Raw genomic sequence first — 23907 nt, 5'->3', positions numbered from 1 at the left:
TCACATGACCTCCCATATCGTCCCCGGCCTGGAAGCGCGCCTGGCGATCGCCACGGCGGTAGCCAAGGAAGCAGGCGCAGTTGCGCTCGATTATTTCAATCGTCGCGAAACGCTCGTCATCGAAACCAAACGCGATCCCCAGGATGTCGTCTCGATCGCCGACCGCGAGGTCGAGAACCTGATCCGCGCGCGCTTCAGGGATGCCTATCCCGATGACGGCGTGCTGGGCGAGGAATATGGCCTGGAAAAGGGGACATCGGGCTTCACCTGGGTGGTCGACCCGATCGACGGGACAAGCCCCTTCGTCAACGGCATGCCGAACTGGTGCGTATCGATAGGCCTTCTCCACGGCGGCGAGCCTGTCGTCGGCGTGATCTCCGCGCCTTGCCATAATGAACTCTACGCTGCCGGCCTCGGCCTTGGCGCGACGCTCAACGGCAAGCGCCTGACGCTCGATCCATCCCGCACCATCCGCAACGCCGTAACCGGCATCGGCGCCAACAACTACGTGACGCCGGCCTTCGTCGGCAAGATGGTCGAGAGCCTGCTGGAGGCCGGCGGCAACTTCATCCGCAACGGCTCCGGCGCGCTGATGCTCGCCTATGTCGCGGCCGGCCGGCTGGTCGGCTATTACGAGCCCTACATGCACGCCTGGGACTGCATGGCCGGCTATTGCCTCGTCAGGGAAGCCGGCGGTTGGTTTCACCCCTTCCCGACCGAAGGCGAAAGGCTGACGAAGGGATCACCCGTGCTGGCGACCGCGCCGGGCGCAACCGACGATCTCAGGACGATCGCGGGGCTGTGATGTCAGGCACGGCATCGCCGTGCCGATTGTCGCCACGCTGATGGCCGCACCCGGCCATCAGGCCTTCACGGCACTCCGCACAGCTTCCCATTTCGCGCTGGTCGGCTTGTCCTCGTTCTCGAGCAAGCCCCAGCTGCCCCATTTGCTGTAGCTTCCCATGGAGCTGTAGAACATGAACGTACCGCCGCCGACGGCTCGCCAGTTGGCCATGTACTTGCGGTAGAGCTCTCCCATGCGGGGATCCCAATTGGCCTTGACAAAGAGCATCGTCAGCAGATCGTCGTTCTGTGCTCCCCCATAGCCGACCAGATGCTGGCCGCCTTCGTACGCCACCATCGATACGCCGAATTTCCTGGCCAGGGCCGCCTGTGCGACCATGAGGCTCTTGTTGCTGCCGTCGATTTCCTTTTCAAGCTCGCTGAACAGGCGATCTAAGCTCCACCGCGACACCTCCTCCAGCTTAGCGGGATCGCCGAACCCGTTGCCGAAATACGGCGCGATCGCGTGGACATCGGCGTATTTTCCCGCGTCCTTCCAACCGAGGATTGTCTCGCCGCTCTCGGGATTTCCGGCCTGTGACGCGTAGACGCCCAAGACCCGAGCCTTGTCCGCACCGAACACCTGATCCCATATCCCGAGCATCTCGGTGGCACGCTGCGAATAGAAGCGAAGCTGAGCTTCAAAAGGATCGGTGGACAGCCCCACACTTAACCCCTGAGCCTGCGCCCAGCGGGCCTGTTCGAATGTGGTGTTCCAGACCTCGTTCGAATACTCGACATAAACAGGCAAGGATGGATCAAGGTCCCGCCTGACCATCTCGGCGAATTGGCGCACGTAGTCATCCGTCGCCAGATGCGGCATCGTGAACCACGGCGCACTCTTCAATTCATTGGCGAGCTCTATCATGTATTCCAGCGCCACGCCCTTTTCCGATTGGGTGTAGGCGTTCTTCATCGGGCGCTGTTCGAAATGCTCGATCTTCGACTCGTTCGTCTTCATCCAGTCCATGAAACGCAACGCCGCCATCGACGCATTTCGCTCCAGGAAGGCCTTGCGGAATGTTTCCTTGGGAGGGGCTGCATGCCCCTCGTGGAACGAGACGTTGCGGAGCGGATTTTCGGGATTGGTAGAAACAAGCCGGGCCATCATCGGCACGTCGCTGGTCTGAAGGCACCTGATCTGATCCACGCCCGGAAAGCGCTTCACCAACCGTGCGCCTTCGGCATATTCCAGCACCCCCTCCCCATCATAGGAAACGAAGAGTTCGGCAGGCAGGAATTTACGGGCGTTGGTGGAAAGCAGGAAGGTTTCCACGTAGCTGTCGGGCGGTACAGAGGTAGGGCAGCCGTCTTCCGTCAACGGCGGCAACGGCAAGTCCCAGCTGAACGGCCCCTGGTCCTGAAGCCTCCACCTGGATGCCAGTTTGGCAAGATTGGCAAACGGCATCTCGTTGGAATAATAGTCGGTCGGAGCAAGATTCATCCCGACCCAGCCCGTCTTGTGCTGCTGTGTGGCCGCGTAAGCCGGCAAGTTCAGCAAGGGGCTGGAGACAAGCGATGCGGAAAGACCCTTCAGAAGATCGCGACGGCGCAATTTCCCACTCCTCTTAAACACGGGGCACGCTCATCAGGAATGCACTTTGCCCGAAAGCCTCAGTCTAAAGCTTGGCCGAGGAACATTTAACCCCGCCTTTTGGTGCGGTAGCCGATAGCGGCCTACCTATTTCGGTGTGCGATGGTTCCTATTTGCTGCTTCTGTCGGTCCTGACCCAGGTGCTGTTTTTCCCCAACAGAACAACCTTCGGATAGCTCTTCAATTTCGAGATTGCATAAAGCGGAATCTGCGCGAGATTGCGCGCCGGCAAGACGGTTCGCCCATGGGCAAGCCACCCGAGTCCAACCGCAATGACGAGCAAGACAAGGCTCGCTCCGGATATGGCGAGCGGCAGGACTCCCACTCCCGACACCGCGACGACCGCGTTGAGGAGAAGGATGGCGACCGACGCAGCGACCAAAAGCGTCAGCGGCGGGATCATGACGTCGAGCAACATGAGGAGATAGGAAAGCGTCAACCCGCGCCTTACGCTGAACAGCGAGCGGAACGCGAAACGCATCATCGAAAGGTGTCCTCCCTCCCACCGCTGCCGCTGCGTTTCCAGGCCGTGATCGGAGTAGGGAAACAGGCTTGTGACCATCGCGTTGTTGCAGAACGACGACGGATAACCAGCGGCCGCAAGCTCGAGCCCCAGCTTCATATCTTCCGTCCGATGCCCATTGGCCAGATCCGCCCCCTCGATGACCGCCCAGGGAAAGGCCATGCCCGTTCCGGTAAGCTGGCAGGGAAGACCGAGCCGGGAGAGGCCGAGCGGCCTGACGTGGTTTTTCACGAGGAAAGCGAATTCCGCAACGGCAAGATTGAGGCCTGAACCCGGCGGCGCGTGGACGAGATTTCGCGCCTGCACAGGGCGACCGGTAGACAGAGCCGCGGCTGCAAGTTCGTTGATCGTCCCGGGCTGGATGCGGCAATCGGCATCGAGGATCATCACCACATCGCAGGGTGTCTGCGCGAGATAGCGGATGCCCGCGTCCAGCGCATAACCTTTCCCCCGGTTGACCGGGTCTTTTCGCACGACGACCTCCGCTCCCTCCGATCGCGCGATTTCGGCGGTGTCATCGTCGCAGTTGTCGGCAACGACGACGAGCCGATCACCCGGCCTTGCCTGCTCCCTGACGTTCCTCAGGGTGGATGCTATTCCGGAACTCTCGTTGTGAGCGGGGATCAGGACCGCGACGGGCGGCCGGGCGCTCGTGCTCGAGGAACGCCGGACGGACGGCCAGACGCCCGCTATGCATTCGATGGCGAAGAGGAGGACAGGCAACATCAGGATGGCAGCGGCAACAGTCGCAACGCAAAGTATCGTTGTAGCAAGCACGGCTGTTTCTCCGATCGTCAGCCAAATCCACGCCGCGCTATCTTGCATCAATATATCTCCGCCACAAGCGCCGACATTTACTACATAATCGTAATATTTATCTGAAGTGCCATCATTTAAATATCCGGTTATACAATGACCATACCCCAAAATGCTGAGATAGGGAGAATTGTACGGCTTCGGCAACTCTGTAGTCTAGCGCCGAGACTGTCGCTGATCGCCGTTCCTATTCCGGATCCGGCGCAACGCGCCGCTGCGGAGACACGAGGAAGCATGATGACAGCGTTGGACATACCGGCCACGACCGCCGGTGCCGATACGGGCGTTCGCCGGCACTTTCTCGGCGCACCCTTTGACGGCATCGATCAGGACGCGTTTGTCGACCTGGTCGAAAGAACCGCCGGCGGCAAGTTCCGGTATGTGGTTACCCCCAATGTGGATCATGTCGTTCGGCTGAGTGGCAACCGGGGGTTGGTTCCCTGCTACGACGAGGCCTGGATGTCGCTTTGCGACAGCAAGCCGATTTCGTCCCTCGCCCATGTCTTGTCACTGGACCTGCCGCATGTCACCGGCTCCGATCTGACGGCGAGATTGTTCAAATCGGTGATCCGGGACGGCGACGTCGTCGCGCTGATCGCCAGCGACACAGGTGTCGTTCGTAGTCTGGAAGCCGTCTATCCGACCATCCGCTTCCGCAGCCACGTCCCTCCACGCGGTGTCCTGCACGATCCGGCGGCGTTCGCGGCCTGCGTGGACTTCGCTGCCGCCGAGGCCGCCCGCTTCGTTTTCATAGCGATCGGGTCGCCGCAGTCCGAGAAGATCGCCCATGCGATCTCCCAGCGACCAGACGCGTCGGGGATCGGCCTGTGCATCGGTGCGTCACTGGAATTTCTCGTCGGCAGCAAGACGCGCGCTCCGCTCTGGATGCAGCGGTGGGGGCTCGAATGGGCTCATCGCCTGGGCACCGATCCACGACGTCTGTGGCGGCGATACGTATTCGCGGTGGCACCGCTGGCTCGGCTGTTCCTGCGCGAGCTGGTCACCCGACGACCACCGGGAAAGGCCACGTGATCCTGCGTTGCCGGGCGCACCGGAGACGGGTTGAGGAAGACGGACCGGCCTTGGTGAAGCTAAGCCCACAGCCTAAAGACGTAATTGAGTTTGTGCCGCCACATGGGCAGAATCCGGCCTCCGTGGCCTCGCGTCGCCTCTTTTGTATTTGGTAGAGTTTCGGATGTTCGACAAATTGGCCAATGCGGACAACAGCAGACTGATATCGCAGATATCGCCGGCAGCGTTGACCGGGCATCTCGGGGAGGTCGCGTGACCTACGAACTCGAACGTCCAAGCAGAGAGCGAAAGCCGCCACGCATGCCCAGCCTATCCGCGCAAGATCCGTCGCCACGCCTGCACGACGGACCTTCGCCCGCACCTCAGAAAAGCAACCGGACGCTCATCCTGAGCGCCGCCGGCTGGAGCACCGGCGGCTATGTCGCCAGTCAGTTCGTGCGGATCGCCAGCAATCTGATCCTGACGCGGCTTCTTGCACCGGAGATGTTCGGGATCGCCGCGGCCGCGGCCATGGTGTCTTATATCGTCGTGCTGCTTGCCGACATCGGCCTGCATCAGGCCGTTATCCAGAGCCCCAGGGGAGACGACCCGGAATTCCTGGACACCGTCTGGGTCGTCCAGATCATTCGCGGCACGCTGATCTGGATCGGCTGCATCGTCATCGCCGTGGCGATCGGCCATGCCGCGTCGCTCGGATGGATGCCCGCGCATTCCGTCTACGCTTCACCCGAATTGCCGCTTGTCATCATCCTGGGCACATCGGGAATTTTCATCGACGGCTTCCAGTCCACGAAGCGCATCACGAGCTATCGCCGGATGGGCCTCAACCGCATCACGATGATAGATCTCTACAGCCAGCTGGGCGCAACCGCGTTGGGCTTGGCCGTGGCCTGGCTCACTCATTCCGTCTGGGCATGCATCGTTTTCGGTCCGGCATCCGCGCTGATCACCACGATCCTCAGCCACGTCTGGATACCCGGCCGGCAGGACCGCTTCCGGCTGAACCGAAAGTTTGCGGTCGAACTATTGCGTTTCGGTCGCTGGATCATGTTCTCGTCGTTCTTCACCATCCTTGCTTCGAATGGCGACAAGATGATGATGGGAAGCTGGGCGAGCACACAGACGTTCGGTCTCTACACGCTCGCATTCGGGCTGATCGGCATACTGGACGGCGTGGGCGCGCGCCTTCAGAGCTCCGTGACCCTGCCCGCCCTCAGCAAGATGGCGCGGGAAAATCGCGAGCGTTTTCGAACCTCCTATCTCAAGCTGCGCGCTTCATTCGACATTTTCTACCTTCTTGGGGCCGGCGGCATCTTTGCGTGCGGACAGCTCGTCGTCGACCTCGTGTACGACGATCGCTACGCTGCCGCGGGACCCATGCTTCAGATCCTGTCCTTCAGCCTGGTAACGGCTCGCTATGGGATAATGAACTCGGTCTATCTCGCCATCGGCGAGCCGCGAAACGTCGGCATACTGAACCTCGCCAAGGCGGGACTGCTTTTCGTCGCAGTACCGATCTCCTACTGGCTGTTCGGTTTCGAAGGTGCGCTTTGGGCGGCCGCTCTCCACCAGTTGCCGATCATCCCTCTGATATTCTTCTATAATTCCCGGCATCGCCTGAACAGCGTGGCGTTCGAGGTTTTCATCCTCCTGGCTTGGCCGGCGGGATATTTGATCGGTCGCGTGCTGTTGTCGTTCATAAGCTACGTCAGCGCGGGAATTGCGGCATGATGTTTTATTGGCTGATCAGAACCAGATCTCGCGCGGCGCGCCGGTTTGCCTCGGGCAAAGCGGAACAGGCGGTGGAGTAAGGCGATGCCGGAATATGCTCGCGCGCTAGTCTTTGTTTATCTCGCGGCAATCCCCGCCCTCTTTCTCGCGCGACGATACTCGGCACCTTTCGTTCCGCGGCAGGAGTTCACGATGTGGGCGGGATGCTGGCTCGCCACGGTCGCCGTCGTCTTCATCACCCACAACTTCGTACTCTTTGCCGTCTTTCTCGGCCTGCTCAGCATCTACTGCCATAGGCAGCCTTTCAATCCGATATACCTCTATATCGTGCTGATGTTCTGCGCGCCGGCGATCGACGTCCTGGCGGGCCTTGGAGCCAACGGCGGGACGCTGATCTATCTCAATCCATCGCGGCTGCTCGCCATTTTTTTCCTGGCGCCGCTGGCAATGCGCGTCTTCCGCGAAACCCGAAGCTTGACCCTGGTGGACAAATTCGTCCTGCTCTACACGCTTATCGTGATCGTGTTGACCGTACGTCTGGGGAAAAGCACGGACGTGATGCGCATGATGCTGACGTCCTTCCTCGATATTCTGCTTCCCTACTTCGTCTTCAGTCGCACGCTTACCAGCCCCACCGACTTGAAGAAGGTAATGGCCGCGTTCGTCGTCGCCGTCTTGCCGATCGCCGCAATCAGTCTTATCGAGGCGGTGAAGATGTGGCGTCTGTATCAGGCAGTCGAGGCCGGATGGGGTGTCTCGATGACGTCTCCCTATATGTTCCGCAGCGGGGTGATGCGCGCGGTCGTATCGACCGCCCAGCCGATTTCGCTCGGTTTCACATGCATGACCGCGATCGGCTGCCTTCTTGCAACCAGGAAGCCCAGTTTTTCAGACAAGACGTCGATATTTGCCGTCGGATTGATATCGCTCAGCCTCTTTGTCACGGTGTCGCGTGGCCCGTGGGTCGGTGCCGTCGCTCTGGTCGCGGTCACCTTGCTCATGCAACGAGGCGTCCTTACGAACCTGGTCCGTGCCGGCCTGGCGGCGGTCGCTCTGCTGCCAATTCTGATGCTTTCGCCGATCGGCGAGAAGATCGTCGCCGTACTGCCGTTCATCGGGAAGGATACGAATACCGAAGACTACCGCGTAAAGCTCTTCGAGGCGTCGATGATCGTCATCGGGCGCAATCCGCTTTTCGGCGATCCCAACTTCCTCACGACCCCCGAAATGCACGCGATGATCCAGGGCGAAGGCATCGTCGATATCGTGAACACCTACCTTGGCACCGCGCTGACCTACGGTCTTGTGACCATGGCGGTGTTCTGTGCGATCTTCGTCATATTGATCACTGGCCTGATCAAGCTCAGCTTCAGTGCCCAGGGGCCGCAATGGCATGCGAGCGCGATACTCGGCACGGTGGTCGCGATTGCGATTACCCTTGTCACCGTCAGCAGCGTCAACGTCATCCCGTACATCTACTGGATGTTCATCGGCCTATCGGTGGGAATCCTGCGCTGCGCCTCGCTGCAACAACATCCGCTGTCGCCGGAATCATTACCAGAACCGGTGAAACGGATGAAGGTTCTGGGGCAATGGTGACCGAGAGACAGCGCATTCATTGATATCGGATCCTCTTTCAAAATCCGTGACGCAAGGCTATTGAGAGACGTCGTCGTCGTCGTGGCGTCGATCCGCTTCACAAGGTGACGGCCGCGATCGCGGCGACCGGCACGCCTGCCCGCTTCGAAAGCGCAACATCATGAAGAAACAGACCGTACTGACAGGCTTTCTCCTTTCATGCCTCCTTGCCGTCCACGCGGCCGCTGGCGGCACCAAGGCCGGCGATATCGATATCGAGCAGCCGAATGCCCGTGCCATGGTGCCCGGCGCCAAGGTGGGGGGCGGCTACCTGACGCTGACGAACACCGGATCGACCGACGACAAGCTCATCGGCATCAACTCGGATCGCGCCAACTCGGCGGAAATCCATGAAATGAGCGTCAAGAACGGGATCATGACAATGCGGTCCGTCGCGGGCGGGCTATCCATTCCGGCCGGACAGACGGTCGAACTCAAGCCGGGCGGCTATCACATCATGTTCATGGACGTGGCCCAGCCGTTCAAGCAGGGCGAGAGCATCAAGGCGACGCTGACATTCGAAAAGGCGGGCTCTGTGGATGTCGATTTCACGGTCGGCGGCGCCAGCGGCGGCATGAAGGGTTCGCAACCGCAAATGGACATGTCGAAGCCACAGTAAGCCCTTCCGGCGATCTGCCATGGCGAGAGCGTAATGCCGAGATTTCTTTCCGTGCCGCTGGCACCACCCACCACCGTCTTGCGACCGTATTTCCGGCCCCGAAATCGAGAGATGGGCGGCAACGTGTTTGTGGTGGTGCCGTGAGCCCGGAAATTGCGCTCAGCCTGTGCCGCTTCCTCCTCTATGCGACGGCCATTTTTCTGTGGGGCTCCTCTGCCTATCTTGCCGCTTTGGTACCTGCCGGCCTCTCGGCCGCGATTGCGCGCAAACTTCGTATCCTGAACCTGATGGCACGCGTGCTTCTGGTCGCGGCCATTTTCGTCACACCTCTAGCCCTGACGGCGACAATCGGCGACGGTTGGAGCGATCTTCGCATGGGCCTGATCATCAGCGTGGTGGTGGATACCGCTGGCGGGCATGCCTGGATGATACAGCTCTCCACCACTCTGGCGCTCTGCGCGTCATCCGCCGTGCTGACCAGGCACGATCGCGCCGCGCATGCCCTGTGCGCGTTCGTGCTACTTGCCAGCATGACGTTCACCGGCCACGCGGCGATGAATGACGGCTGGCTGCGCATCCTTCACCGTCTCAACGATGCCCTGCATCTCCTGTCGGGCGGCGCGTGGCTCGGCTCGCTGGTGCCGGTCTTCCTCATGTTCTCGGCTTTGGATAACGGCGAATGGCGGGCGGAGGCGCGGTTGGCCCTGATGCGCTTCTCGACCGCCGGTCATATCGCGGTAGCACTTGTGCTGCTGACCGGTGTGGCCAACACGCTGCTGATCGTCGGGGGCATGCCAACGGATTGGACGCTGGCCTATCAGCGGCTGCTCTGCCTGAAAATACTGGTGGTCGCCGGGATGGTCACGATCGCGGTGATCAACCGCTATGTGCTGGTCCCACGGCTGTCGGCTGCCGGTTCGCTCTCGGCTTTGAAGCGATCGACCGGCATGGCCATCGCTTTGGGCCTGTCGTCTCTCGCACTTGTCGCCTGGTTTGGCATGCTCCAGCCGACCTGATCGCGCATCCGTCCGCAGTTCCCTAGTCAGGCGCTGCGGCGCGCCGTCACCGCATAGCGCAGGGAGCGCTCGACGACGGAAGGCATGACCGGCTTGGTAAGCACGCCGAGAACGCCGCTCACTCGATCGGTCAGCGCCTCTGGATTACCGGTCATGAAGACGACCGATACGCCGTAATCCTCCGCGAGCCGCCGGCCGATCTCGGGGCCGGTCGCTCCATCGAGCAGATTGACGTCGACGAAGGCGATGTCGGCCATCGCCGCCAAGTTCAAGGCCTGCTCTTTATTGACCGCCAACCCCGCGACCTGAAGGCCGAGTGACCTCACGGTTTCCTCCAGATCGAGTGCAATCAGGAACTCATCCTCCACGATCAAGACCCGCGGACTCGCGGCATTATCTTCCTGTGGCTTGCGTTCGACATTGGCGCCCATGAAAGGTCCCCTGCTTCGCTGTTTACTCAGTTACGCGGTGGCTTCGATAGCTGAAGCTCGGTCGGTTAACGGGCCCCAATCGGATATGTTCCGCGCCGAAACAGATTTATCCACAGGTAAGCATTTGTTAACGTTGATAAATCATTAACCGCCTTTCTCTCCCCGAGGGGATTCCCGTGAGAGATCAAACCGTTGGCGATTGGTCCGTTACCCGTATCGCGCGAGCTTGCGATTCGGCAAATTGATGAGTTTTTCATCCTTGCTCATAGTCTTGACACCGGCAGGCCGGCTCGCCGCGATGTCGATGGCCGGCCGCTTTTGACCGCTGACACGGAATTGCCAAGGGATGTGCCGGCACAAGACAGCGGCCCCTGCCTGCAGCTCCACGAAACCGATGAAACAGCCGTCGCGCCATTTCGGAACAGCCGGATATCCATGTTGACAATGACGCGGCCAGTGCCGAGAGTGCCCCCGATTTGAGCGCCAGCATCTCGGGGGGAACCTATGACTGTCCGCGCGTTTTTCGCCATTGCCGCCGTCGCCCTTTCCGCCATCGTCGCAAGCTCGCCCGCCTCCGCGGCGGAAACCAAGCGCGAGATCCAGACGATCAAGGATGCCGACTATTTCGGCTTCGACCTGCGCACGGAACAGAACCTCACGCTCGATCAGTGCAAGGCTTCCTGCATCGGCGACAAGTCCTGCAAGGCGTTCACCTATAATCCGAAGGCCAGCTGGTGCTTTCTGAAATCCGACTTCAAGACGATGAACGCCTTCCCCGGCGCCATCGCCGGCAAGATCGTCGAAACGAGCAAACAGCAGGAGCCGGATCTCGGCGCCGCGCCGCGCCTCACCTTTCTCTCCGGCGATGTGTTGCAGCAGGCGCGTGACGACAAGGCCAATCTCGAAGCGACCGACGACCAGCGCACCGAGGGCGCCGACAGCCTGATCGCCAACGGCCGTCTCGACCTCACCGGCGGCAATGTCATCGATGCGCTGAAATCCTTCCGTGGCGCGCTGGCACTGACCCCTGAGAATGGCGACCTCTGGCTGGAAACCGCCCGCGTCGGCGACAGCTTCGTGAAGACCGACGACAACAGCGGCAGCGACATCTATGCGCAGGCGGTGCTCGCCGCGCTCAACGGCTACGAGCTCTCGCGCACCACCTCCGGCCGTGCCGACGCACTGGCCGTGCTCGCGGCGGCGCTGGAGAAGAACACCAACTACCGCGCGGCGCTGAACGCCTACAAGGCAAGCCTTGCGCTGGTGAATTCCAAGGGCGTGCAGGCCGCTTATCTTCAGCTGAAGTCGACGCAGGGCTTCCGCATCACCGAACACACGGTCGATGCCGACAGCGCAACACCGCGCGCCTGCGTCAGCTTCTCGGACTCTCTCGTCAAGACGACCGACTACACGCCATTCGTAACGCTCAACGGCGCCGCACCGAAGGCGCTCGAGGCCAAGGACAAGCAGATCTGCGTCGAAGGGCTCAAGCATGGCGAGACCTACAAGATCGCCTTCCGTACCGGCCTGCCGTCTTCCGAGGACGAAGTGCTGGAAGCGCCCGTCAGCCTCGACATCTACGTCAAGGACCGCACGGCAAGCGTCCGCTTCACAGGAGACAGCTTCGTGCTGCCGTCGACGGCCCGGCGCGGCATCCCGATCGTCTCGGTCAACATGGCGTCGGCCAATCTCAAGCTCTACCGCATCGGCGACCGCGGCATCGCACCGCTTCTGACGAGCTCGCAGTTCCTGACGCAGCTCGACGGCTACAGCGCCCAGCGCATCGAGGACGAGAGTGGCGAACTGGTCTGGCAGGGGTCGATTGAGATCGGCAACGAGCTGAACAAGGACGTCGTCACCAGCTTCCCTGTCGACGAGGCCCTGCCGGAACGCAAGCCCGGGGTCTATGTGCTGACCGCGACTGCCGCTAACACGCCGGACCAGGAGTGGAATTCGCAGGCCACGCAGTGGTTCGTCGTCTCCGACATCGGCGTCACCACCTATGCCGGCACGGACGGCCTCAATGTCTTCACACGCTCGCTTGCCTCGGCAAAGCCGATGGCCGGCGTCGAGCTGCAGCTGCTCGCCAAGAACAACGAGGTGCTCGGCACGGCAACGACCGACGCCGACGGCCGCGCCACGTTCAACGCCGGGCTGATCCGCGCCACGGCGGCCTTGACGCCTGCCGTCGTCACCGCCCGAAACGGCACATCGGATTATGTCTTCCTCGACATGACCCGCGCCGGCTTCGACCTGTCCGACCGCGGCGTCACCGGCCGCGCCTCGCCCGGCGCGATCGACGTCCTGAGCTGGACGGAACGCGGCATCTACCGCGCCGGCGAAACGGTCCATGCCTCCGCGCTCGCCCGAGATGTCGACGGCAAGGCCGTGGAGAACCTGCCGCTCACCTTCATCTTCATGCGCCCGGATGGCGTTGAAGGCCGCCGCATCGTCAGCCAGACGAGCAATATCGGCGGCTACAACATCGACCTGCCGATCCAGGAAAACGCCATGCGCGGCACCTGGACGATGAACATCCATACCGATCCCAAGGGCTCGCCGATCGCGACGAAGACGTTCCTCGTGGATGACTTCGTACCTGACAGGACCGACATGGAGATCAAGACAGACGCCAAGGTCATCGGCCCCGATACGCCCGCCACCGTCAATATCTCGGGCAAGTATCTCTATGGCGCACCGGCCGCGGGCCTGACGCTCGAGGGCGACGTGGTCATCAAGCCGACCCGTCAGGCGGAAGCCTTCCCCGGCTATTTCTTCGGCCTGGCCGATGAGGAAGCCAGCGAGGATTCGCGACAGACCATCGAAGGGCTGCCCGATCTCGACGAGAACGGCGAAGGCGTCACCGACCTGACGGTGGGCGAGCTGCCGGCAACGACGCAGCTTCTCAACGCCACCGTCTATATCCGCATGCAGGAGGCCGGTGGTCGCGCCATCGAGCGCTCGCTCGTCATCCCGGTCAAGAACGAAGGCCCGATGATCGGCATCAAGCCGGAATTCTCCGGCGACCTCGGCGAAAACTCGATCGCCAACTTCACCGTGATCGGCGTCAGCGCCGATGGCACGAAGGAGGAGATGAAGGGCCTGCGCTGGAAGCTCTTCAAGCTCAACCGCGATTATCAGTGGTATCGCGACGGCACGGCCTGGAAGTACGAGCCGATCTACAATGCCGAGCAGGTCGGTAACGGCACCGCCGATGCCGCGCTCGACGGCGCCAAGATCTCGTCCCCGGTCGGCTGGGGCCGGTATCGGCTTGAGGTGGAAAGCACCGAGGCCGACGGCCCGACTTCGAGCGTGGAATTCGACGCCGGCTGGTTCGTGCAGGCGACATCGACCGAAACGCCCGACGCGCTCGAAATCGCGCTGGACAAGAACAGCTACAAGATCGGCGAGACCGCCAAGCTCAAGGTCTCGTCCCGCTATGCCGGCCAGCTGATGATCGCAGCCGGTACCGAGACGCTGGTCGCCGTGCAGAATGCCGAGATCGGCGACAAGGGCGGCGAGATCGACATTCCCGTCACCGCCGACTGGGGCGCCGGCGCTTATGTGACCGCCACGCTGTTCCGCCCCGGCGATGCGCAGGACAGCCACATGCCGATGCGCGCCATCGGCGTGAAGTGGCTGAAGGTCGATCCCGCCGAGCGCGCGCTGCAGGTGAAGATCGACGCGCCGGAGAAGATGCTGCCGCGCGGCCCGCTGCCCATCACGCTCGCCGTGGCAGGCGCCGGCGCCAATGAGGACGCCTATGTGACGGTCGCCGCCGTCGACGTCGGCATCCTCAACCTCACGCGCTACGAGCCGCCGAGCCCTGACGATTGGTACTTCGGCCAGCGCCAGCTCGGCCTCGAAATCCGCGATCTCTACGGTCGCCTGATCGACGGCTCGCTCGGCGCCACCGGCAAGCTCCGCACCGGCGGCGACGGCGGCGCCATCGCGCTGCAGGCAAGCCCGCCGACGCAGAAGCTCGTCGCCTTCTTTTCCGGCCCGGTGAAGCTCGATGCACAGGGCAAGGCAACGGTGAGCTTCGATATCCCGCAGTTCAACGGTACGGCCAAGCTGATGGCGGTTGCCTGGTCGAAATCGGGCGTGGGACATGCGACCCGGGATGTGATCATCCGCGATCCCGTCGTCGTGACCGCGAGCCTGCCGCGCTTCCTGGCGCCCGGCGACACGTCGCAGCTGCGACTCGACATCGCCAACACCGACGCCCCGGCGGGCGATTACAAGCTTGCCGTAACCGGCAATGAATCGGTCACTGTCGCCAATGCCTCGCAGACCATCCGTCTCGAAGCCGGCGGCAAGTCGTCTTTGACGCTTGATGTCACCGGCGGCCAGCCGGGCAACGGCAGCGTGGCGATCAATCTCTCCGACGCCTCGGGCCTGTCGCTCGACCAGACGCTGGATGTGCCGGTTCGCCCGGCCGTGCTGCCGGTCACCGAACGACGCGTTCTCGCGCTGAAACCGGGCGCCAAGCTCACCGTCGACAAGGCGCTGCTTGCCGACAGCATCCTGCCGGGCGCATCCGTCAGCGTGAACGTCACGCGATCGGCGGCCTTCGATATCCCGGCGCTGCTGATGTCGCTGGATCGCTATCCCTTCGGCTGCGCCGAGCAGACGACGAGCCGCGCGCTGCCGCTGCTCTATCTGAGCGAACTCGCCAAGCAGGCCGGCCTCGAGGACGATGCCGACATCAAAAAGCGTGTACAGGACGCGATATATAGGGTTCTCTCCTATCAGGCATCCGCCGGCAGCTTCGGCCTCTGGGGACCTGATAGCGGCGACCTGTGGCTCGATTCCTACGTCACCGATTTCCTGACGCGGGCTCGCGAAGAGAAGTACGACGTGCCGGACCGCGCCTTTGCGCAGGCGCTGGAAAACCTCCAGAACGCCTTGAGCTACGACGTCAACGTCAAGGACCAAGGCGACCAGATCGCCTACGCGCTCTACGTTCTCGCCCGCAACAAGAAGGCCGCGATCAGCGATCTGCGCTACTACGCCGATACGATGATCAACGACTTCCCGACGCCGCTCGCCAAGGCCCATATCGCCGCCGCGCTGGCGCTTTACGGCGATGCCACGCGCTCGAAGAACATCTTCCTCGACGCGCTGCAGATGTCCGAGCAATCGATGGTCACCCGCGTCAACCTCTCGCGCACCGATTACGGCTCGGTGCTCCGCGACGGCGCCGCGATCCTGGCGCTGGCAGCCGAGAGCCGCCCCGTTCCGCCCGTGGTACCCGAGCTTGCCAAGGCCGTCGCCAAGGAATGGGAGCGCAGCAAGTATACGAGCACCCAGGAACAGGCCTGGATGCTGCTTGCCGCACGCGCCATCCAGGGCGGCGACGATTCGCTGAAGATCGACGTCAACGGCGCCCTGCACAGCGGCGCCTACATGGCGAAGATGAGCGGCGATGCGCTGATGAACAATGCGCTGACGCTCACCAACCAGACGAGCGATGCGGTTTCGGCCGTGGTGACCACGGTCGCCGCCCCGGCCGTACCTCTGCCGGCCGGCGGCGACGGCTTTGCCATTGATCGCACCTACTACACGATGGACGGCGAGCAGGCGAATGTCAGCGAAGCCAGGCAGAACGAACGCTATGTCGTCGTCGTGCATGTCACCGAGAGCAACAATTGGCCGTCGCGCATCGTCGTCACCGACCTGCTGCCGGCCGGCTTCCAGATCGACAATCCGAACCTGGTCGACAGCGCCCAGCTCGCCAATTTCGACTGGATCGGTGAGGTAACGGCCGCCCATACGGAGTTCCGCAACGACCGTTTCGTCGCGGCCTTCAACCGTTCGGAAGGTGACAACCGGGAGGTCAACGTCGCCTATGTCGTGCGCGCCGTCACCCCCGGCGTTTATGACCATCCGGCAGCCGTGGTCGAGGACATGTATCGCCCGCAGCTTTCGGCACGCACCGCGACCGGCAAGATGGAGGTCGTGGCGGCACCGAAATGAGGCTGAGGCGCACATTCGCGATCGGAGCGGTCGCCGGCATCGGCCTTGCCGGCGCGGCGGTTCTTGCGCTCTACGCCGCCGACCGGGCCTTTCCGCCGCCGCTCGACAAGGCCGATGTCGTCTCCGCCGAGGTGCTGGACAAGGACGGCCAGCTGCTGCGCGCCTTCGCCACGCCCGAGGGCCGCTGGCGGCTGAAGACCGGGGTCGGCGATGTCGATCCGCAGTTCCTGAGGATGCTCGTCGCCTACGAGGATCGCCGCTTCTACGATCATCACGGCATCGACGTGCTGGCGATCGGCCGTGCAGCACTTCAGCTCGTCACCAACGGCCGCATCGTCTCCGGCGCCTCGACGCTGTCGATGCAGGTGGCGCGGCTGATCGAGCCTCGCCAGGGCCGGTCGCTTTCGGCGAAACTGCTGCAGGTCGCCCGCGCGGTGCAGATCGAGCGCCGGCTTTCCAAGGAGCAGATACTTGACCTCTACCTGACCCACGCGCCCTATGGCGGCAATCTCGAGGGCGTGCGCGCCGCGAGCCTCGCCTATTTCGGCAAAGAGCCGAAGCGCCTGACGGTCGCCCAGGCCGCCCTCCTCGTGGCGCTGCCGCAATTGCCGGAAAAGCGCAGGCCGGACCGCAATCTCGCTGCCGCCGAGGCCGCCCGCAAACGGGTGCTCGATCGCGTGGCGGTTGCCGAGGCCGTCGGCGAGGGTGAGGCGGAACGCGCCGAGGCGACGCTGGTGCCGGCAAAACGCATGCAATTGCCGGCGCTTGCCGCGCATGTCGCGGAAGCGGCGCGACGCAAGTATCCCGATACGAGCAAGCACCTGACCACCTTGCGCAAGCCGGTGCAGGAGGGGCTGGAAGCGGTTGCCCGCGACGCGGCCCGGAAGCTTGGACCGAAGCTCTCGATTGCCATGGTCATGGCCGACGCGCAGACCGGCGACATCATCGGCGAGGTTGGTTCCGCCGATTACTTTGACGCCAGCCGCTCCGGCTGGATCGACATGACGCGCGTCAATCGCTCGCCCGGCTCGACATTGAAGCCTTTCATCTACGGCCTCGCCTTCGAGGAAGGGCTGGTGAGCCAGGAAACGATCATCGAGGACCGACCGGCCGATTTCTTCGGCTACCGGCCGCGCAACTTCGACATGAGCTACCAGGGCGACGTGACCATCCGCGAGGCCTTGCAGCTGTCGCTGAACGTGCCGGCGGTGAAACTGCTCGATGCGGTCAATCCCGGCAAGCTTCTGGTCCGCTTCCGCCGCGCCGAGGTACGGCCGGTGCTGCCGCCGAACGAGACACCGGGTCTTGCGATCGGCCTCGGCGGTCTCGGCATCACCCTGAAGGACCTGGTGCAGATCTACACCGCGCTCGCCAATCGCGGCCAGCCGGTGCGGCTCGGCGATGGCGTCACCGGCCATCCCGGCACGATCGACGGCGAGGCGCTGCTCGATCCGGTCGCGGTGTGGAATGTCGCCGATATCCTCTCCGGCGTCATCCCGCCCGCCGGCGCCGCCCAGCGCGGCATCGCCTACAAGACAGGAACCAGCTACGGTTACCGCGACGCATGGTCGATCGGCTATGACGGACGCCATGTGCTCGGCGTATGGGTGGGACGCCCCGACAACGGCGCGGCGCCTGGCCTTACCGGTTATGGCACGGCGGCGCCGATCCTGTTCGAGGGTTTCGCCAAATCCGGCATCGCGACCACGCCGCTTCCCCGCCCGCCATCCGGCGCGGTGCGCATCGCGCAGGCGCAGCTGCCGATTAGCCAGCGTCGTTTCGCAATCACCGCAAGTGGCCTGCTTGCCACATCCGGCCGCGAGACAGCGCCGCAGATCGTCTATCCGCCGGAGGGCGCGCATGTCGATCTCGGCGCCAGGAATGGCGATCTCTCGCCGCTGATGCTGAAGCTGCAGGGCGGCCGCGCGCCCTTCCGCTGGCTCGCCAACGGCAAGCCCCTGCCCGACCTTTCCCGCCGCCGCACCAATCAATGGATGCCCGACGGCGGTGGGTATTCGAAGCTGACCGTGATAGACGCCATGGGCCGCGCCGCCAGCGTCGGCGTCTTCATCGACTGAAGACCACCACCGTGCACAAGACTGGAGCTGCCATGACCGATACGATCTTCACGCGCGCGAAATTTGCCGACGGCACGCTGAAAACGATCCGCGTCTCGGGCGGCCGCATCACCGCGATCGACAACGAACCGGGTGTGCCAAGCAACGCAGCGCAGGTCACGGACCTCAACGGCGCGCTCGTCCTGCCCGGCTTCGTCGAAGGCCATATCCATCTCGACACCAGCTTCTACGGCGGCAAATGGATATCGCACAAACCGTGCACCAACGGCTTCGACGTGCACGAGCGCGTCGAATTCCAGCGCCAGAACATGGCGATCGCCGAGCCGATGGATGTGAGGGCCCGCAAGCAGCTCGAGCTCTGCATATCAAACGGCGCCACCGCCATGCGCAGCCACGTGATGGTCGATGGTTCGGTCGGGCTGACCTCGCTCGAGACGATCCTCGGGGTGCGGGAGGAGTACCGCGACCTGATCGATATCCAGCTCGTCGCCTTTCCGCAAAGCGGCATCCTCAAGAGCCCCGGCACGCCCGACCTGATGGACGCGGCGGTCGGGCTCGGCGCCGATCTCGTGGGCGGTCTCGACCCGGCGAGTTTCGACCGCGATATCGAAGGGCATCTCGACGTCGTCTTCGGGATCGCCGAGCGGCGGGGCGTTGATGTCGATATCCACCTGCACGACGCCGGCACGCTGGGCGTCTTCACCATCGAGCAGATCTGCGCCCGCGCCCGCGCGCTCGGCATGCAGGGCCGGGTTGCCGTCAGCCACGCCTATGGCCTGGGCGATGTCGGCGAGGATATTGCAAAGCGTACCGCCGGAAAACTGGTCGAGGCGGGCGTTTCGATCATGACCAACGCGCCCGGCGCCCACAATTTCCCACCGGTGGCGCTGCTGCGCGCGGCAGGCGTCACCGTGTTTTCCGGCAGCGACAACGTCCGCGATTCCTGGTGGCCCTATGGCGACGGCGACATGCTGGGACGGGCGAACATGATCGGCTACCGCTCCGGCTTCTACACCGACGACGAACTCGCGGCAGCTTTCGACATCGTGACCACCGCGGGTGCGAGGGCATTGCGGCTTGCCGACTACGGATTGCGCATTGGCGCCAAGGCCGATTTCGTGGCGCTCGACGCCGAGCACGTTCCCGAGGCCGTCGCGTCCGTTCCGAGGGAGCGCGCGGTCTACAAGGCCGGAGAGCTGGTGGCGAAGGGCGGCAAGCTCGTCTGAGGCGCAGATGACCCGTGACAAAATTCCCGCTTGACCTTCCAGTTGCTGGAAGGTTCATAAGGATATCCACTGCCCTTGTGGGCGCAGGAGAGACTTATGGACAGCAGCGGCAACCACAACCACCATCATCATCACCACGGTGACGACCACAGGGTGCCGGATCTCGGCGTCATACGTGATCCCGTCTGCGGCATGACCGTCGATCCGAAGGCCGGCAAGCCGTCGGTCTCGTACAACGGCCATAACTACCATTTCTGCTGCGATGGCTGCCGGACCAAGTTCGAGGCACAGCCGGAGGACTATCTGACGGCGAAGGATCCCGTCTGCGGCATGAGCGTCGACCGGGCAAGCGCAAGGCATTTCCTTCGGCACGAGGGACAAAAGCACTATTTCTGCTCGGCCGGCTGCCAGACGAAATTCGAGGCCGATCCGGCCGCCTATTCGGACGGCCGCAAGCCGCAGGCGGCAGCCATGCCCAAGGGCACGCAATACACCTGCCCGATGCATCCCGAGGTGGTCAGCGATCATCCGGGCGATTGCCCGAAGTGTGGCATGGCGCTGGAGCCGATGGGCATCCCGCCCGAGGACGCCGGCCCCAATCCGGAACTGGTCGATTTCAACCGCCGGCTCTGGATCAGCGCCGCGCTCTCCATCCCGCTTCTCGCCATAAGCATGGGCCCGATGGTGGGTCTGCCGCTGCGCGACTGGATCGGCGAGCCGCTGGCGACCTGGGTCGAACTGCTGCTCGCAACCCCCGTCGTTCTCTGGGCCGCCCTCCCCTTCTTCCGGCGCGCCTATGCCTCCATCGTGAACCGCAGCCCCAACATGTGGACGCTGATCGGGCTCGGCGTGGCGGCCGCCTATCTCTACAGCGTCGTCGCCACCCTCTTCCCGGGCCTGTTTCCGCATAGTGTCAGCGGCCATGGCGGCATGGTGCCGGTCTATTTCGAGGCGGCTGCCGTCATCGTCGCGCTGGTCTTCGTCGGGCAGGTGCTGGAGCTGAAAGCCCGCGAACGCACCGGCTCGGCTATCCGCGCCCTGCTCGATCTCGCGCCGAAGACCGCCCGGCGGATCGCTGCCGACGGTACCGAGGCCGATGTTCCCGTCGAGGATATCAAGGTCGGCGATGCCCTGCGCGTTCGTCCGGGTGAAAGCGTCGCCGTGGATGGTTCTGTCCGTGAGGGGCAATCGACGGTTGATGAATCGATGATCTCGGGCGAGGCGATGCCGGTCGACAAGCAGCCGGGCGATAGCGTCACCGGCGGCACGCTGAACCGCAACGGCACGCTTGTCATCGTAGCCGAGAAAGTCGGCGCCGACACCACTCTGTCGCGTATCGTCGATCTGGTCGCCAAGGCGCAGCGTTCTCGCGCACCGATCCAGGGCGCCGTCGACAAGGTTTCGGCGATCTTCGTTCCGGCCGTCGTCGCCGCCGCGATCTTGGCCTTCATCGTCTGGTGGATCGTCGGGCCGGAGCCGCGGCTGGCGCATGCCTTGCTTGCCGCCGTCGCCGTTCTCATCATCGCCTGCCCCTGCGCGCTTGGCCTCGCAACGCCGATGTCGATCATGATCGCCACCGGCCGCGGTGCCCAGGAAGGCGTGCTGATCAAGGATGCCGAGGCGCTGGAGCGCTTTGCCAGGGTCGATACGCTGATCGTCGACAAGACCGGCACGCTGACCGAGGGCAAGCCGAGGTTGACGGATGTCGTGCCGCTCGGCGATCTGGACGAGCACCGCCTGCTGACCCTGGCGGCAAGCCTGGAGCGTGGCTCGGAACATCCTCTCGCCGAGGCGATCGTCTCCGGCGCCGAGGAACGCGAGGTCGAATTTCTCGATGTAACAGGCTTCGAAGCGACGACAGGCAAGGGCGTGCGTGGCAAGGCGGGCGATACCGACGTCGCTCTCGGCAACGCCGCGATGATGGATGATCTCGGCATCGACGTCGCATCCGTCGCCGATCGGCTGCAGGCACTGCGCGACGACGGCAAGACGGTCATGTTCGTCGTTGCCGGCGGCAGGCTCGCCGGCCTCATCGCGGTCGCCGATCGCGTCAAGCCGACGACCGCGGCCGCCATCCGGGCGCTGCACGAGGCGGGCCTCAGGATCATAATGGCAACCGGCGACAACGAACGCACGGCACTGGCCGTCGCCAGGACGCTCGGCATCGACGACGTGCGCGCCGATATTTTGCCTGAAGGCAAGAAGGCGCTCGTGGACGAGCTGCGCGCCAATGGTGCCGTCATCGCCATGGCCGGCGATGGGGTCAACGACGCGCCGGCGCTCGCCGCCGCCGATGTCGGCATTGCCATGGGCACGGGCGCCGATGTCGCCATGGAAAGCGCCGGCATCACGCTGGTCAAAGGCGATCTCAACGGCATCCTCCGGGCCCGCAGGCTGGCGGAGGCGACGATGCGCAACATTCGCCAGAACCTCGGTTTCGCCTTCGGCTACAATGCACTCGGCGTGCCGCTCGCAGCCGGCGTGCTTTATCCGGTCTTCGGCCTGCTGCTCTCGCCGATGATCGCCGCGGCCGCCATGAGCCTGTCGTCGGTCTCCGTCATCACCAACGCGCTGCGCCTGCGCTTAGCAAAGCTCTAGGAGGATGCGATGAATATCGGGGAAGCCGCCGAACGCTCCGGCCTGCCGTCTAAGACCATTCGCTACTACGAGGAGATCGGGCTGATCCGGCCCGATCGCGGCGGAAACGGCTACCGCGACTACGCCGATGCCGACGTCCACAAGCTGCGCTTCCTGCAGCGCTCGCGCGGGCTCGGCTTTTCGGTCGAGGAGTGTCGCCAGCTGCTGGCGCTTTACGAGGACAAGAGCCGCGCCAGCGCCGACGTCAAGAACCTCACGCAGACGAAGCTGATGGAGATCGACCGCAAGATCCGTGAACTGACGGAACTCAGGCGCACGCTGGAGCATCTCGTCCACGCCTGCCATGGCGACGACCGGCCGGATTGCCCTATTCTCGAGGAGCTTTCCGACCACAGGGCCAGCTGACGCGACTTTTCGCGCGATTTTCAAAAAAGTTTTGAACGCGACGGAATAAAATCGTGCCGAGTTCCGTATACTCAATCATGGAACGGAAAGAACGCCCATTCGATGTCATCGGTCAGCTCGCAGCGCTCAGGCGCTACGCGCGCTCGCTGGTGCGCAATTCGGATGACGCGGAAGACCTCGTTCACGATGCACTGGTCCGCGCCTACGAGAAGAAGCAGAGTTTCCGTCGCGGCGCCAACCTGCGCACCTGGCTGATGTCGATCGTGCACAACGCCCACATTGACCGCGTTCGCCAGGGCCTCTCGCAATCGCGCCGGCACGACGAGGCGGCCGCAGAGGCCGACCAGTCGCTGCAGGCCGGCCAGGAGCACGCGGTTCGGCTGCAGCAGGTGCGCAACGCCTTCTTCCAGCTTCCAGAGGAACAGCGCGAGGCGCTGCATCTCGTTGCCATAGAGGATCTCTCTTACCAGGAGGCGGCCGCCACCCTCGGCATTCCCATGGGCACGCTGATGTCGCGCATCTCGCGGGCCCGCGCCCAGCTTCGCGCCTTCGAGGAAACGACACCCCGCGCCTCTCACCTGAGACTAATCGGAGGGAACAGCCATGAAAGCAGTTGATCCGATCATCGATACCGATCTCGACGCCTATGTCGATGGCGAGCTCGGCGTCGCCCGCCGCATCGAGGTGGAAAGCTATCTCTCGGAGCACCCGGACATCGCCGCCAAGGTGATGGCGGATCTGAGCGTCAAGGGCGAGCTTCGGCTGGCGCTGGCCGGCGAAAGCGCCTTCGGCCGGGCCGATACCCGCGACGCCGCGCGCCGTCTGGAGCGTGGCCTTGCCTATGGCCGCATCTTCCATTCCGTGCAGCGCATTGCCGCCGTCGCCGTTCTGGTGGCCGCCGGCTGGACGACGCACACCTTCTTCGGCGCCTTCACCGCGACGGAAGTCGCCGCCTCCGTTCCGGCGCCCGCCTATGTCGAGGACGCGGTGCGCGCCTATCACACGGCGGTGCTGCGCCAATCCGTGCCGTCGCAGACGGTGGCCGGCTACAAGCCGGAAGACATTCGCGCCGCGACAGGCATCGTCATGCCGCAGCTGCCGGCGGACTGGAGCATTTCCGATGTGCAGATATTCCCGTCCGAGTTCGGCCCCAGCGTCGAGATGGCCCTCAAGACGACAGACGGCCGGCAGCTCTCGCTGTTTGCCGTTCGCCCTGGTGCATTCGCGGTGCAGTCTGTCAGCCACATCGCGCTCGACAATGCGGAATCCGCCTACTGGCAGATCGGCGACGTGGCTTACGCCCTTGTTGCCGACGACCGAAACATAAACCTGGACCAGGCGGCCGAAAAGCTTGCCCGGACCCTCTACTAGTTCAACC

16 protein-coding genes are annotated in these 23907 nt (G+C 63.5%); 13 read left to right on the top strand and 3 right to left on the bottom strand.

Features of this window, described 5'->3' with window-relative positions; translation table 11 throughout:
* Nucleotides 1-4: 4 nt before the first annotated feature.
* Nucleotides 5-805: an inositol monophosphatase family protein gene (locus tag QTL95_RS01850; protein ID WP_289718261.1), complete on the top strand. Its 801-nt coding sequence runs from the start codon at nucleotides 5-7 to the stop codon at nucleotides 803-805.
* Between the two features lie 57 nt (nucleotides 806-862).
* On the opposite strand, the gene QTL95_RS01845 is transcribed toward QTL95_RS01850, so the two are convergent.
* Together QTL95_RS01845 and QTL95_RS01840 are read right to left on the bottom strand one after the other, a co-directional pair.
* Nucleotides 863-2344, bottom strand: a complete 1482-nt coding sequence (locus tag QTL95_RS01845) for a hypothetical protein (protein ID WP_289718260.1) — start codon at nucleotides 2342-2344, stop codon at nucleotides 863-865.
* A 202-nt stretch (nucleotides 2345-2546) separates the two neighbouring features.
* Complete coding sequence (locus QTL95_RS01840; RefSeq protein WP_289718259.1) at nucleotides 2547-3923, bottom strand: glycosyltransferase family 2 protein; 1377 nt, start codon at nucleotides 3921-3923, stop codon at nucleotides 2547-2549.
* A 90-nt stretch (nucleotides 3924-4013) separates the two neighbouring features.
* Here QTL95_RS01840 and QTL95_RS01835 point away from each other — a divergent pair, with 90 nt between their 5' ends.
* From QTL95_RS01835 to copD, 5 genes are all read left to right on the top strand, one after another.
* Nucleotides 4014-4808, top strand: a complete 795-nt coding sequence (locus QTL95_RS01835) for a WecB/TagA/CpsF family glycosyltransferase (RefSeq protein ID WP_289718258.1) — start codon at nucleotides 4014-4016, stop codon at nucleotides 4806-4808.
* 252 nt (nucleotides 4809-5060) lie between these two features.
* Entirely contained in the window at nucleotides 5061-6539 is a 1479-nt protein-coding gene (locus tag QTL95_RS01830) for an oligosaccharide flippase family protein (protein ID WP_289718257.1), read from the top strand.
* An 84-nt stretch (nucleotides 6540-6623) separates the two neighbouring features.
* On the top strand, nucleotides 6624-8138 hold the full coding sequence (locus tag QTL95_RS01825; protein ID WP_289718256.1) for an O-antigen ligase family protein: 1515 nt from the start codon (nucleotides 6624-6626) through the stop codon (nucleotides 8136-8138).
* 160 nt (nucleotides 8139-8298) lie between these two features.
* A complete protein-coding gene (locus QTL95_RS01820; protein ID WP_289718255.1) occupies nucleotides 8299-8796 on the top strand; it encodes a copper chaperone PCu(A)C in 498 nt (165 codons plus the stop codon).
* Between the two features lie 140 nt (nucleotides 8797-8936).
* The gene (gene copD, locus QTL95_RS01815) at nucleotides 8937-9812 is read left to right on the top strand and encodes a copper homeostasis membrane protein CopD (RefSeq protein ID WP_289718254.1); all 876 of its coding nucleotides are present in this window, start codon (nucleotides 8937-8939) and stop codon (nucleotides 9810-9812) included.
* A gap of 26 nt (nucleotides 9813-9838) precedes the next feature.
* Here copD and QTL95_RS01810 read toward each other — a convergent pair whose 3' ends face one another.
* The gene (locus tag QTL95_RS01810; protein WP_289718253.1) at nucleotides 9839-10243 is read right to left on the bottom strand and encodes a response regulator; all 405 of its coding nucleotides are present in this window, start codon (nucleotides 10241-10243) and stop codon (nucleotides 9839-9841) included.
* A gap of 504 nt (nucleotides 10244-10747) precedes the next feature.
* Between QTL95_RS01810 and QTL95_RS01805 the strand changes: the two genes are divergently transcribed.
* The 7 genes from QTL95_RS01805 (at nucleotide 10748) to QTL95_RS01775 (ending at nucleotide 23900) form a co-directional block, all read left to right on the top strand.
* A complete protein-coding gene (locus QTL95_RS01805; protein ID WP_289718252.1) occupies nucleotides 10748-16222 on the top strand; it encodes an alpha-2-macroglobulin family protein in 5475 nt (1824 codons plus the stop codon).
* A complete protein-coding gene (gene pbpC / locus QTL95_RS01800) occupies nucleotides 16219-18300 on the top strand; it encodes a penicillin-binding protein 1C (protein ID WP_289718251.1) in 2082 nt (693 codons plus the stop codon). The genes QTL95_RS01805 and pbpC overlap by 4 nt, the downstream gene beginning before the upstream one ends.
* Nucleotides 18301-18332: 32 nt before the next feature.
* On the top strand, nucleotides 18333-19526 hold the full coding sequence (locus QTL95_RS01795) for an amidohydrolase family protein (protein ID WP_289718250.1): 1194 nt from the start codon (nucleotides 18333-18335) through the stop codon (nucleotides 19524-19526).
* A 96-nt stretch (nucleotides 19527-19622) separates the two neighbouring features.
* The gene (locus tag QTL95_RS01790; RefSeq protein WP_289718249.1) at nucleotides 19623-22124 is read left to right on the top strand and encodes a heavy metal translocating P-type ATPase; all 2502 of its coding nucleotides are present in this window, start codon (nucleotides 19623-19625) and stop codon (nucleotides 22122-22124) included.
* 9 nt (nucleotides 22125-22133) lie between these two features.
* Nucleotides 22134-22529, top strand: a complete 396-nt coding sequence (gene cueR, locus QTL95_RS01785; protein ID WP_289718248.1) for a Cu(I)-responsive transcriptional regulator — start codon at nucleotides 22134-22136, stop codon at nucleotides 22527-22529.
* Nucleotides 22530-22606: 77 nt separating this feature from the next.
* Nucleotides 22607-23146, top strand: a complete 540-nt coding sequence (locus QTL95_RS01780) for a sigma-70 family RNA polymerase sigma factor (RefSeq protein WP_289718782.1) — start codon at nucleotides 22607-22609, stop codon at nucleotides 23144-23146.
* A complete protein-coding gene (locus tag QTL95_RS01775; RefSeq protein WP_289718247.1) occupies nucleotides 23133-23900 on the top strand; it encodes an anti-sigma factor family protein in 768 nt (255 codons plus the stop codon). Before QTL95_RS01780 ends, QTL95_RS01775 begins: the two co-directional genes overlap by 14 nt.
* The last annotated feature ends 7 nt before the right edge of the window (nucleotides 23901-23907 follow it).

Source organism: Rhizobium sp. S152, from assembly GCF_030380735.1.
Lineage (GTDB): Bacteria > Pseudomonadota > Alphaproteobacteria > Rhizobiales > Rhizobiaceae > Rhizobium.
This window is presented reverse-complemented; position numbering and strand designations above follow the sequence as displayed.